11 protein-coding genes are annotated in these 12,123 nt (G+C 74.2%); 4 read left to right on the forward strand and 7 right to left on the reverse strand.

Annotated elements, in window-relative coordinates; translation table 11 throughout:
* Window positions 1–7: 7 nt before the first annotated feature.
* Window positions 8–1,669, reverse strand: coding sequence for a glycoside hydrolase family 13 protein (locus QNO09_RS02275; RefSeq protein WP_283968289.1), 1,662 nt, complete (start codon window positions 1,667–1,669; stop codon window positions 8–10).
* Window positions 1,670–1,978: 309 nt separating this feature from the next.
* Here QNO09_RS02275 and QNO09_RS02280 point away from each other — a divergent pair, with 309 nt between their 5' ends.
* Entirely contained in the window at window positions 1,979–2,914 is a 936-nt protein-coding gene (locus QNO09_RS02280; RefSeq protein WP_283968290.1) for an LAETG motif-containing sortase-dependent surface protein, read from the forward strand.
* An 81-nt stretch (window positions 2,915–2,995) separates the two neighbouring features.
* Here QNO09_RS02280 and QNO09_RS02285 read toward each other — a convergent pair whose 3' ends face one another.
* Entirely contained in the window at window positions 2,996–3,970 is a 975-nt protein-coding gene (locus QNO09_RS02285) for a nucleoside hydrolase (RefSeq protein WP_283968291.1), read from the reverse strand.
* Window positions 3,971–4,456: 486 nt separating this feature from the next.
* On the opposite strand from QNO09_RS02285, the gene QNO09_RS02290 reads away from it, so the two are divergent.
* The gene (locus QNO09_RS02290) at window positions 4,457–5,002 is read left to right on the forward strand and encodes a pyridoxamine 5'-phosphate oxidase family protein (protein ID WP_283968292.1); all 546 of its coding nucleotides are present in this window, start codon (window positions 4,457–4,459) and stop codon (window positions 5,000–5,002) included.
* A 17-nt stretch (window positions 5,003–5,019) separates the two neighbouring features.
* On the opposite strand, the gene thrS is transcribed toward QNO09_RS02290, so the two are convergent.
* On the reverse strand, window positions 5,020–6,240 hold the full coding sequence (thrS, locus tag QNO09_RS02295; RefSeq protein WP_283968293.1) for a threonine--tRNA ligase: 1,221 nt from the start codon (window positions 6,238–6,240) through the stop codon (window positions 5,020–5,022).
* Between the two features lie 443 nt (window positions 6,241–6,683).
* Between thrS and QNO09_RS02300 the strand changes: the two genes are divergently transcribed.
* Window positions 6,684–7,481 carry a hypothetical protein gene (locus tag QNO09_RS02300; RefSeq protein WP_283968294.1) on the forward strand — a complete coding sequence of 266 codons (798 nt, stop codon included), beginning with the start codon at window positions 6,684–6,686 and terminating at the stop codon, window positions 7,479–7,481.
* 15 nt (window positions 7,482–7,496) lie between these two features.
* On the opposite strand, the gene QNO09_RS02305 is transcribed toward QNO09_RS02300, so the two are convergent.
* From QNO09_RS02305 to QNO09_RS02320, 4 genes are all read right to left on the reverse strand, one after another.
* Window positions 7,497–8,288 (reverse strand): GAF and ANTAR domain-containing protein, encoded by a 792-nt coding sequence (locus QNO09_RS02305; RefSeq protein WP_283968295.1) that lies wholly within the window; start codon window positions 8,286–8,288, stop codon window positions 7,497–7,499.
* A gap of 341 nt (window positions 8,289–8,629) precedes the next feature.
* Complete coding sequence (locus tag QNO09_RS02310; protein ID WP_283968409.1) at window positions 8,630–9,391, reverse strand: TIGR03943 family putative permease subunit; 762 nt, start codon at window positions 9,389–9,391, stop codon at window positions 8,630–8,632.
* Entirely contained in the window at window positions 9,388–10,395 is a 1,008-nt protein-coding gene (locus QNO09_RS02315; protein WP_283968296.1) for a permease, read from the reverse strand. Before QNO09_RS02315 ends, QNO09_RS02310 begins: the two co-directional genes overlap by 4 nt.
* 70 nt (window positions 10,396–10,465) lie before the next feature.
* Window positions 10,466–11,809 (reverse strand): helix-turn-helix domain-containing protein, encoded by a 1,344-nt coding sequence (locus tag QNO09_RS02320; RefSeq protein WP_283968297.1) that lies wholly within the window; start codon window positions 11,807–11,809, stop codon window positions 10,466–10,468.
* A gap of 128 nt (window positions 11,810–11,937) precedes the next feature.
* Between QNO09_RS02320 and QNO09_RS02325 the strand changes: the two genes are divergently transcribed.
* Window positions 11,938–12,090, forward strand: a complete 153-nt coding sequence (locus tag QNO09_RS02325) for a hypothetical protein (protein WP_283968298.1) — start codon at window positions 11,938–11,940, stop codon at window positions 12,088–12,090.
* Window positions 12,091–12,123: the final 33 nt, after the last annotated feature.

Genomic DNA, 12,123 nt, shown 5'->3' on the forward strand with positions numbered 1-12,123 from the left:
GGAGCGCTCAGCGCCCGAGCCACGCCGTCGTGTCCGGGCCGAGCAGGCCGTCCTCCAGGGGCGCGCTGGTCAGCAGGACCTCACCGGCCGGCAGTCCGACCGGCGCGTCGGACAGGTTCGTGACGCAGCGCCAGCCCTCGCAGCGGTCGAAGCGGAGCACGCCGTTCGGGGCGTCCGCCGCCCAGGTCAGTTCCTCGCCGTCGAGGAGTTTGCGGCGCAGCCGCAGGGCGGTGCGGTACAGCTCCAGGGTGGAGCCCTCGACTCCGTCCTGCGCCTCGACGGCGTAGGCGGCGAAGCCGGGCGGCTGGGGCAGCCAGGCGCCGCCGGGGCCGAAGCCGTACGAGGGTCCGGCCGTCGTCCACGGAAGGGGCACCCGGCAGCCGTCGCGGCCCTTGCGGACGTGGCCCGTCTGCTCCCAGATCGGGTCCTGGAGCACTTCGGTGGGCAGGTCGGGGACCTCGGGCAGGCCGAGTTCCTCGCCCTGGTAGACGTAGGCCGAGCCGGGCAGCGCCAGCATCAGCAGGGTGGCCGCCCGGGCGCGGCGCAGCCCGGTCGCCGGGTCGACCGCCGGGGCGTGGCCGCCGGAGAGCAGCCAGGCGTTGAGGTCGGTGCCCGGCGGCAGCATCAGGCGGGAGGCGTGCCGGATCACGTCGTGGTTGGACAGCACCCAGGTGGCGGAGGCGCCCGCGGCCCGGGCGGTGGCGAGCGAGTCGGTGATGACCTGCCGCAGCTCGTCCGCGTCCCAGCCGGCCTGCAGGTACTCGAAGTTGAACGCCTGGCCCAGTTCGTCCGGGCGCGCGTACAGGGCGCGGCGGGCGCCGGGCACCCACGCCTCGGCGACGGCCATGCGGGGCGGGCGGTAGGCGTCGAGGATCTTGCGCCAGTCGCGGTAGATCTCGTGCACGTCGTCGCGGTCGTAGAAGGGGTGGGTGCCGGGCGCCAGTGCGGTGAGGGCCTCCTCACGGCTCAGCTCGGGCCGGCCGAGTTCGCGCAGTGGTTCGCTCAGGTCCTTGACGAGGGCGTGGGCGACGTCGACCCGGAAGCCGTCGACGCCGCGGTCGGACCAGAAGCGCAGGGTGGTGCGGTAGTCGGCGCGGACCTCCTGGTTCTCCCAGTTGAGGTCGGGCTGTTCGGGGGCGAACAGGTGCAGGTACCACTGCCCGTCGGGCACCCGCTTCCACGCGCTGCCGCCGAAGACGGACTGCCAGTCGGTGGGCGGGAGTTCGCCGTGCTCGCCGCGGCCGTCGCGGAAGACGTAGCGGTCGCGGGCCGACGAGCCGGGGCCCGCGGACAGGGCCTCCTGGAACCACGCGTGCCGGTGCGAGGAGTGGTTGGGCACGATGTCGACGATGACCTTCAGACCGAGGCGGTGGGCCTCGGCGACCAGGGCGTCGAAGTCGTCGAGGGTGCCCAGGCGCGGGTCGACGCCCCGGGGGTCGGCGACGTCGTAGCCGCCGTCGGCGAGTTCGGAGGGGTAGAAGGGGCTCAGCCACAGGGCGTCCACGCCCAGGGCGGCGAGGTGGGTGAGGCGGCGGGTGATGCCGCGCAGGTCACCGAGTCCGTCACCGTCGGCGTCGGCGAAGCTGCGCGGGTAGATCTGGTAGACGACGGCCTGGCGCCACCAGTCCGGATCCCTGGACGACAGGTCGAGCGTGGAGCGATCGGTCACGCGGTCTCCTTCGAAGGGCATACGGGCGACAGCATTAAATCTGTCCAGAATGCCGGAAAAAGCAACCATCGCGTTGATCGGAGTGATCCATTCCTGCTGTGATGAAAGTGTGATGGCAGACCAATTTCCTTTGCATCAGCGCAGGTTGACAGCGTGCTGCGGCGCCGCCACGATGGGGGCTCACTGAGGCGCATGTGACCTATGAGCCCAGTGTTTCTCAGACCACTCACCCCCGGTGCGGCCTCGGCGGCCGCGCGCTGCCCGCATGCCGCCACCCGGGTTCTGCACACGCCAGGAAATGGGATACGTATGTCCATAGCGAGACGTGTCACCGCGCGCCGCCTGCTGGGGACGGGCGCCGCGGCCCTCGCCCTCTGCGCCGCCTCCGCCACCACCGCGTTCGCCACCGGTACGCCCGGCGGCGACGGCTGGTCGTCCGGCGGCAGCTACAAGCCCGGCACCGGTGCGGGCACGGAGACCGGGACCGATCGCTGCCAGTTCTCGCTCGACGGCACGAGCTTCCACGACTCGGTCAAGGTCGACGACCAGAACCTGAAGCCGACCGAGGACGGCAAGGTCCACATCAAGGTCCGCACCGCCGGTGACGCCGTCACCTGCACGGCCTCCCTCGCGTCCTACCTCGCGCACGGCGCGACGTTCGCGACCTCCGGCGAGCAGGTGTTCGTCGACTTCGACACGGTGACGGTCAAGCCGGGCGCCACCGACTCGCTCGACATCGCCATCCCGGACAAGGGCTGCTTCGGGCAGATCGACCTCTACCGGGGCGCCGTGAAGTTCGACGGCGAACTCGACGCGAAGGACGGCTTCGAGCACGGCGAGCTGCCCAAGGGCCCGGACCGCCCGGTCATCAAGGACAAGCTGATCGCGGCCTGGAACGGCGGCACGAAGGACTGCACGACCCCACCGCCGGCGGAGGAGGAGCCCCCGGCCTCCACGCCGCCCGCGTCCCCCTCCGAGCCGGCCGAGGAGACGACCCCTCCGGCATCCCCGTCCGAGCCGGCCGAGCCCTCGACGCCGCCGTCCTCCGACACGGACACGCCCACCCCGAGCGCCTCCGAGTCGACGCCCACCGCTCCCAAGCCGAACGGCGGTGGCGGTGACCTCGCCGAGACCGGCGCCAACAGCAGCACCGGCCCGATCGCCTTCGGCGCGGCGGCCCTGCTGGCGGGCGGCGCGGCCCTCGTCGTCATGACCCGCCGCCGTGCGGCCAGGCGCGGCGCGTAGGACGCCCGAGCCCGAAGAGCGCCCGGTGTGCTGTCGTCCGGCGGCGACAGCACACCGGGCGCTCTCGTGCCCCGGCGGCGATCACCCCCCGACCGTCGCCAGGTACAGCTTCACGTAGCGCTCCACGTCCACGTCCAACGCCACGTCGACCAGGGGCTGTTCGCGCGTGCCCTCGTGGAGTTCCGACTCTCCGGGCCGGGCGCGGCGGTCCACGATCGTCATGCCGCGGGTCGGTCCGGGCGCGAGGGAGACGTCCACCGGAAGGCGGTGGGTCGTCAGGCCCTCCGGGTCGGCGACCGCGCACACCGCACCCGCGTCACCGAGGCCGCCGGCCGTCTCGGAGGGGTCGTCGGGACGGCTGCCCGGGTGGGCGGGCCGGTGGGCGAGCAGTTCCCCGGCCAGCCGCGCCCCCGGCTCGCCGCTCGCGCGCAGCCCGCGCACCCGCGCCGCCGGGACCACGACCCGCGTGAACACGTCCAGTCCGTACATCGTGATCGGCACCCCGGCGGTGAGCAGGATCGCGGCCGCCTCCGGGTCGTGCCAGACGTTGAACTCGGCGACCGGCGTGGCGTTCCCGACGGCCGCCGCGCCGCCCATGAAGACGATCCGCTCGATGTTGCGGACCACCTCCGGATGCGTACGCAGGAGCAGCGCGATGTTCGTGAGCGGTGCCGTGGGGATGAGCGTGACCGGGCGCGGGGAGGCGAGGATCTCGCGGCGCAGCAGCGTCACCGCGTCGACGTCGACGGGTCCCCGCGTCGGCTCGGGCAGGCCCAGGTCGCCCATGCCGTCGTGCCCGTGCACGTGCCGCGCGGACCGGGGGGCCTCGATCAGCGGCCGCTCGGCGCCCCGGGCCACGGGGATCTCGGGGGCGCCCGCCCGCTCCAGCACGGTCAGGGTGTTGCGGACGACGCCGTCCACGTCCGTGTTCCCTGCCACGCAGGTGATCGCCCGCACGTCGAGCGCCGGGTGCCGTACGGCGAACAGCAGGGCGAGGGCGTCGTCGACGCCGGTGTCGCAGTCGATGATCACCGGGATGCGCTGACCGTCCGTCACGGCGGGGACTCCTTCCAGTGGTCCGCGGGAAACTCCGTGGCAGCGACCCTACGGCCCACGGAACGACCCACCGCGAGCACGCGACCCCACAGCCCGCGGAACGACCCACCGCCAGCACACGACCCCACAGCCCGCGGAACGACCCACCGCCAGCACACGACCCCACAGCCCACGAAACGACCCACCGCCAGCACACGACCCCACAGCCCACGAAACGACCCACCGCGGGCACGCGGCGTCAGGACCGCCGTACCGCCGTGACGCCGAAGTCCGGCGTCACCTTCCGGCCGACCGTGCCGCGAGCCCGTGCTGCGTTCGACATCACCGGCGACCGCATCCGGCACGTCTGGGCCGTGCTGGACCCCGGCACGCTCCGGCCCTGGACGGCACACCGACCGGCACCGCCCCGGACCCGCGAACGGACGCGGCGATGATTCCGGACCCGGCAGCCGGTCGTTACCCGGCAGGAGACGGAAGGAGACCGCCATGCCCGCACAACGACCCACGACCGAACTCGACGCCCGCTACAGCTCCGCACTCAACCCCCGCCCGGGTTCTGCGGAGGTCACGGCCACCGAATGGGACGAGGCGCGACGTCACCTGGGGTCCGCCGAGATCTTCTGGGTGTCCACGGTGCGGCCCGACGGCCGGCTGCACGTCACGCCCTGCATCGCCGCCTGGCACGAGGGAGTGCTGTACTTCTCCACCGGCCGCCGGGAGCAGAAGGCGAAGAACCTCGCACACGACGCCCACTGCGCCCTGACCACCGGGGTGAACTCGCTCACCGCGGGGTTCGACGTCGTGGTCGAGGGCAGGGCGCGGCCGGTCGACGACCCGGTGGCGCTGGAGGAGGTGATCACGGCGTTCGAGACGAAGTACGGGCCGCACATCACCTCCCCCGAGGGCACCTTCCACGGCATCGGGGACACGATCCGCGAGGGCGACGACCTCGTGTTCGCGGTGTCCCCCGACACCGCGTACGGCTTCGGCCGGGACAACGGGGTCTACAGCCACACGCGCTGGACGTTCTGAGCTCCGGTGGACCCGTCCTACGACGGGTCCCACAGCTCGGTGCCCCGGGCCGCCACCCCGTCGCCGATCCGGCGCAGCAGCTCGGCGCCGGGCAGGGCGTCCGGCCGGGTGCCGTCGCGCAGGCGGGGTGCCGCGAGACCGGCGGCGGCCTCCCGCCCGCCGATCACCGCCTGGTAGGGGACCAGCCGGCCGGCGCGGATCCGGGCGGCGAGGGTGCCCTGCTCGGGACCGCTGACCTCGGCGCGCAGGCCGAGCTCCCGGGCGCGACCTGCCAGGGCGTGGGCGGCGTCGTACTGCTCGTCCCCCACCGGCAGGACGGCCAGCTGCACCGGGGCCAGCCACGGCGGGAAGGCGCCGCCGTGCTCCTCGAGGAGGTGGGCGACCGCGCGCTCCACGCTGCCGATGATGCTGCGATGCACCATGACCGGGCGGTGTTTCGCCCCGTCGGGGCCGATGTAGTGCAGGTCGAACCGTTCGGGCTGGTGGAAGTCGATCTGGACGGTGGAGAGGGTGGCCTCCCGGCCGGCCGGGTCGGTGATCTGCACGTCGATCTTGGGGCCGTAGAAGGCCGCCTCGCCCTCGGCCGCCTCGTACGGGACGCCGGAGCCGTCCAGGACCTCCCTCAGCAGGGCGGTGGCGCGCCGCCACAGCTCCGGATCGGCCACGTACTTGCCGCCTTCGCCGGGCAGGGACAGCCGGTGGCGGGCCGCGCGGATGCCGAGGTCCGCGTAGGCGCGGCCGATCAGCTCCAGCGCGGCACGGGCCTCCTCCACGGCCTGCTCCAGGGTGCAGAAGATGTGCGCGTCGTTGAGGGTGATGGCCCGCACCCGGGTCAGTCCGCCGAGCACGCCGGACAGCTCCGAGCGGTACATGCCGCCCAACTCAGCCATCCGAAAGGGAAGTTCGCGGTAACTGCGGGAGCGGGAACGGTAGATCAGGGCGTGGTGGGGGCAGAGACCGGGGCGCAGCAGGACCTGCTCGGCGCCCACGTCCATCGGCGGGAACATGTCGTCGCCGTAGTGGTCCCAGTGCCCGGAGATCTCGTACAGCTCGCGTTTGCCGAGGACCGGCGAGTACACGTGCCGGTAGCCGGCCCGCCGTTCCGCGTCGCGGATGTACTCCTCCAGGGTGTGCCGCACGACCGCGCCGTCGGGCAGCCAGTACGGCAGCCCCGCGCCCATCAGCGGATCGGTGTCGAACAGGTCCAGTTCACGGCCGAGTCGGCGGTGGTCGTGCATGGTGGCTCCTCGGGATCGGAGGCGAGCACCACACGGCGAAGCCCCGGGGCACTCGCCCCGGGGCTTCGGACATCTGGGTCAGCTGTCAGCGCGCCGGGACACTCTCCGGCGTCGTCGTGGCGGACGGGAACGGCTGGACGCGCTGCATGGGCGTGACCGTAACAGGCAGGCCCCGGGCGGGGCGACGCGTTTTCCGACGGGCGGGTGCGGATCCCGCACGGTCGGTCCGCTCGGCGGGGCGGCGCTGCGTCGGCAGGGCCGCGTACGCGCGAACTCCCGGGTGGTCAGGGCGAGACCGTGGGTGCCGTCCCGGTCCGTTCACCCGGACGGACCGTCTCGCTGGTGGGCGGGCGGTCGCGGTGGTGCCGTAAGAGCACGTACCCGATCGTGGAGAGCCCGCCCCGCCCGGCGGCGCCTCCATGACCCCTGCAGGAGGCACCCCGATGACGCACCGTCCGGCCCCCCGTGCCCTCCTCGCCTCCGCGCTGTCCGTGACCGCCCTGCTGGCCACGGCCGGCTGCTCCGTCGGGGACGAGCCGCGGCCCCGGTGGTTCTCCGCCTCCCCGTCCGTCTTCCCGTCGGCCTCCGCCGCGTCACCCGCCGACGAGCAGCCCACCGGTTCCGGGGCCGCCCTCACCGAGGCGCAGGCCCGGGCGGCGCTGGTCACCGAGACCGATCTGGGGGAGCCGTGGGGGCCGACCCGTGGCGCGCGGAGCTGGCGGGACGGGCTGCTGAAGGCGACCACGGAGAAGCGGGACTGCCAGCGGCTGCTGGACGTCCTCTACACGGAAGAGCCCTTCGGCGCCCCGAAGGGGCCGCAGGCGACCTCGGCGCTCGACGACGGGGACACCGACGCCCAGCTGCGCTACCAGGTCGCCGCCCATCGCCCGGCGGACGTGGACCGCGCGCTGGGCTGGATGAAGTCGCTGCCCGGCAGGTGCGGCCAGTTCGCGGCCACCACCACTCGCGGCGGCCTACAGAACGTCGAGGTCCACGACCTGCCGCTGCCGGCAGTGGGGGACGCCCGGCAGGCCCTGCGGGTCACGCTGGCCGGCGAGTCGGAAGAGGGGGAGCTGACGTACCTCACGATGGACCTCGCCGCCGTGCGCGTCGGCGAGGAGGCGATCACCCTCACCAACGGAGGCCTCGGCGAGGTGTACACCGAGGTGACGCAGCAGGTCGCGCAGCTCGGGGCGCAGCGCCTGGCCGAGACGACGAAGCGGGGCAGGGCGCAGATCTGACGCCCCCGGCCGGGGTCAGTACCGGTCGAAACGCGTGCGGTGGGCGGTCACGTCCCGTGCCACGTCCAGAGCCGTGCGCCCGTGCGCGAAGGCGTCCGCCCGCAGCCGCGCGAGCGCGTCGTCCGCGCCCACGCCGAGCTGGGCCATGATCATGCCGACGGCCTGGTAGACCTCGTCGTGGTCCGCGGCCAGCCCGCTCAGCCAGTCCTCCCCGTCCCGCGTCCCGGGCTCGTCCCCGTGCGGCAGGGCCATCAGGGCCACGGTCATGACACCGGCCACGATCCGGGCCACGTGCAGCTGGCGGTCGCTGAGTCCGCCCGGGCGGTCGCGGTACAGGTCGAGGGTGCCCACGCACACCGCGCCGCTGCCCAGCGGCACCGCGTACACCGCCCGTACCCCGGCCTCCGTCGCCTGCTGGGCGAAGACCGGCCAGCGTCCCGCGTCACGGCCCGTGGTCAGGTCGCAGGCGAGTACGGGGGCGCCCTCCTCCAGCGCGCTCTGGCAGGGGCCGTCACCGAGCGTGGCCTGGATCTGCGCCAGGCGCGCGGCCTGCGCGCTGCTCGCGCTCAACTGCACGGGCATGCCCTGGCTGCGCAGCGACACGCTCGCGCCGGTCACCGGCAGCAGTTCCACCGCGACTGCGCACAGCCGCCCCGGCACCTCTCCCGGTGCCGCGCCCCGCACCCCTCTGGCGATCACGTCGGCGGCCCGGACTCCGTCCGGGTCCGGGCCCACTCCCTCGCTACGGCCGGGCCCCGGGTCGCCGCCGTGGGCGCCTCGCGGGTCGTCCCTGGGCCGCACGGCCACCGCCTCCTTCGATCACCGCGGCTTCCACCGTCGCCGTTCGTTTCCGGGCCGACCGCGAGTCGGGCAGGCCGCCGGAACTCGACCCGGCGAGCAGTCCGTCGGGTGACCGGCCGCACGGTTCGCCGGTGCACGGCTGCACGGCCGGGCGCGAGGCCGACCGGGTCGGCCGACCCGCCCGCGCGGCACCGCGCCCGGCGCCGGCGCCCACGACCAGCCCGATGCCCTCCGGGCACCGCACCCGACACCCGCCCGGATCGCTCCGAGCCCTCCCGGAGCCCCCGACTACCCGTGGGCAGGGGGGCAAAACCCGTGCGCGGGGCCGTGGCCGTGGCGGATCGGCCTCAGCGCCTCTCGTACGGGCTGTCCGGCTGCGGCACCCGCCGTACGGAGAGGACGTCGACGACCGGCGGCCAGGCGGCGTCCGAGCCCAGGCTCCCCTCGGGATGCCACCTGCCGGTGACCGTCACCCAGGTGTCGACCGGCGGGGCCTGCGCGCCGCGCACCTCGGCCTTCGCGCTCGTGGCGTCGGCGGCGCAGCAGGAGACGAGGAGGCGGGTGACGTACCAGGTGCCGTCGTCGTCGCGGGTGACGAAGCCGGTGAGCCGGACCGTACGGCCGTGCAGGGAGCGGCCGCTGTCGTAGACCGCCCGGGAGCCGAACTCTCCGAGGCCGAGATCGACCGGGTCACCCGCCGGCAGGGCCGGGAAGGTGCCGACGCCCTGGGTGGCACGCCGGTCCGCCTCGCGCTGCGCGCTGTAGGAGCCGAGGGCGGGCGGCGGGAACAGCAGGAGGGCGAGGGCGGGCAGGGTGAGGAACCAGGCGACCCGGGGGCCGGCGGGTCCATGGCCGTGCTCGTGCTCGTGCGTCCCGGCCTCCGGCGCCCCCTCGTCGTCCTCGACGTCCTCGTCGCCCTCCTCGGTCTCCGCCCCGCGTGTCAGCACCGCCACCGCCACCGCCAGCAGCACCAGCACCACCCCGGAGATCACCAGATACGGCCGCAGTCCCGCCTGCACGTACCGGAGGTACAGCTCGCCGAAGAGCGACACCCGCAGGATCGCCGCGCCCACGAGCGCGAGCAGTACGGCCGGTCCGTAGCGCCTCACAGCAGCCACCACCCCACCAGGACGCTGCTCCCCACGGCGACCACCCACGTCGCCGCCGAGAACCGCACCGCGAAGGCCCTGCCGAACGTGCCCGTCTGCAACGCGATCAGCTTCAGGTCGACCATCGGCCCGACCACCATGAAGGCCAGTCTCGCCGTCGGGGAGAAGCCGCTCAGCGACGCCGCCACGAACGCGTCGGCCTCACTGCACACGCACAGCACGACCGCGAGCAGCGCGAGCAGCAGCACCGACAGCCAGACCGACCCGGTGAACACCTCCAGCACCGACCGCGGCACGACGATGTCGAACGTCGCCGCGGCCGCCGCCCCGAGGACGAGGAACCCGCCCGCGTGCAGGAAGTCGTGCTGAAGCCCCGAGACGAAGGCGCGCGGACCACCGGCCGGCGTGCGCTCACCGCTCCGCTTCGGCAGCCGCAGCCACTCCTCCCGCCCGAAGCGCGCCCACAGCCAGCCCATCACCACGGCCGTGCCGAGCGAGGCGAGGAGCCGGCCGAGAACCATCTCCGGCTGCCCCGGGAAGGCGATCGACGTCGCCACAAGGACGACGGGGTTGATCGCGGGCGCCGACAGCAGGAAGGCCAGCGCGGCGGCGGGCGCGACACCCCGCCGCATCAGGCTCCCCGCCACCGGCACGGACGCGCACTCGCAACCGGGCAGCACGACCCCGGCGGCCCCGGCGACCGGCACGGCGAGCACCGTACGGCGGGGCAGCAACCGCTGGAACACCCGCTCGGGCACGAACGCCCCGATCGCCGCCGACACGACCGTGCCCAGCAGCAGGAACGGCACGCCCTGCACCGTGATCGCGGTGAACACCGTCCACCAGGCGGCGACGGGCGGGGTGTAGAGGTCGAGCGCCAGCATCGGCCCGAACACCGACGCCACCGTCGCGACGGTGAGCAGCGCGGCACCGCCGAGCACGGCGTACACCAGGGCCCGCAGGCCCAGCCGTATGCCGTCGGCCACCGTTCGTTGGTTCTCCACACGCCCGCCCCGGTCGTTCACTTCCAGGGAGGGAGGCTAACCCGTACGGCGGTGTCAGGGCCCCGCGCCCTCACAGGGGAGGCTGTGCGGGCGCGGGGCCGAGGGTCGTGGTGCCGGGGGCCGTACGGTGCCCGAGGCCCGTCCGGTAGGCGTCCAGGGCCGCCTCCACCCGGCCGGTCCGCCGCAGCAGGTCGCCCAGCATCCGGCACAGGTCGGCCAGGTCACCGGCGGCACCGGCGCGTTCCAGCAGGCTCAGGGCGCGGACGTAGTGCTCCTCGGCGTCCTCCGTGCGGCGGGCGTCCTCGGCGATGATGCCGAGCAGCCGGTGCGCGGCGGCGGAGTGGACGGCGCCGCGCTCGGGGGACAGGTGCCCGAGGACGTCGTGCAGCAGGGCCGCGGCCTCGTCGGACCTGCCGCGCTTGTGCAGCACATCGGCCAGTTCCACGGCGACCTGGCTGCTGTACAAGGCGGCGCGCTGGGCCGACAGCATGCCGAGGGCCTCCCGCAGCTCCGCCTCCGCGCGCTCCAGCTGCCCGTCCTGGGCGTAGACGTAGCCGCGCATCCAGTGGCAGTTGGCGAGTTCGGTGCGCAGTTGCAGACCCCGGTACAGTTCGGCGGCCTTGGCCAGGGAGGCGTCGGCCTCGGCGAGGCGGCCCTCGGCGACCAGGGTGCGGGCGACGGACCGGTGCATGCGGGCGACCAGGGCGGGGTCGCCGGACTGCGGGGCCAGCGCCAGGGCGAACTCGGCGGCCTGGGCGGCCCGGGCGTGCGCGCCCATGTCCATGTACGGGCCGATGGCGCTGGCGTAGAGCAGCAGCAGGGCGTCGGGGTCGTGCAGTCCGCCGCGGTTGAGTTCGTCGAGGGTGGTCTCCAGCAGGTAGACGGCGTACCGGAGCTCACCGGCGAGGTAGTGGGCCACGGCCCGGCCGCGCAGGGCGGGGACCCGGGCGGGCAGCGGCGCGTCGGCCAGACGCTCCTCGGCCCGCTCGAAGTACTGCCGGCCGGCCACGAGCTCGCCCGTCTCCAGGGCGCACTCGCCGAGCCCGAGCAGCGCGGCGGCCTGCTCCCCGGCCAGCCCTTGCGTCTCGGCCTCGACGAGCAGCTCGGCGTACTGTGCGGCCGCCGCCTCGGCCTCACCGAGCGCGAGGGTGCGCTGCGCCTCGGTCAGCCGCAGCCGCAGTCCGGTGACGAGCCGGGCCGAGCGCCCGCCGGCGAGCTCGTCGAAGGCGACGCCGAGCCGTTCCGCGAGATGCCGCAGGGCGTCGTCGGAGGGCCGCACCCGGCCCGACTCCAGGGTGGAGATGTAGGCCGGTGTGTACACGGGTTCCGCCAGCTGCCGCTGGGTCAGTCCGCGTTCCACACGCAACCGCTGCACCCGGCGACCGATGGTCCCCGGATCGTCACGCTCCCCCACGCCAACTCCCCCTGCGCCTCTTGCCGTTCGACCTGAACTGCCCCTAGGTTAAACGGAGTGTTAAGCCGGATTGTCGAACCCGCTTAACACGCCGCCGCCGTAGTCGCCGCCCCAGTTGCGAGGTCGCCGTGCTCGAACGCACACGCACCGCCGAGCGGTACGCCCGAGGCTTCACCGCCGCCCTCGTCGCCGTGGCGACCCTGCTGCTCGCGGCGAACGCGGGTCCGGCACGAGCCGAGGCACCCCAACACGGCCCGCGCACCGTCGCAGACTCCCGCTGACCCGACCCGACCCGAACCGTCCTGTCGCACCGG

The organism is Streptomyces sp. 378, from assembly GCF_030124145.1.
In the GTDB taxonomy this organism is placed as follows: domain Bacteria; phylum Actinomycetota; class Actinomycetes; order Streptomycetales; family Streptomycetaceae; genus Streptomyces.

Excerpts from the sequence above, each read along its gene's own strand:
- QNO09_RS02280 (WP_283968290.1), top strand. The coding sequence starts at position 1,979 with ATGTCCATAGCGAGACGTGTCACCGCGCGCCGCCTGCTGGGGACGGGC.
- QNO09_RS02290 (WP_283968292.1), top strand. The coding sequence starts at position 4,457 with ATGCCCGCACAACGACCCACGACCGAACTCGACGCCCGCTACAGCTCC.
- thrS (WP_283968293.1), bottom strand. The coding sequence starts at position 6,240 with ATGCACGACCACCGCCGACTCGGCCGTGAACTGGACCTGTTCGACACC.
- QNO09_RS02300 (WP_283968294.1), top strand. The coding sequence starts at position 6,684 with ATGACGCACCGTCCGGCCCCCCGTGCCCTCCTCGCCTCCGCGCTGTCC.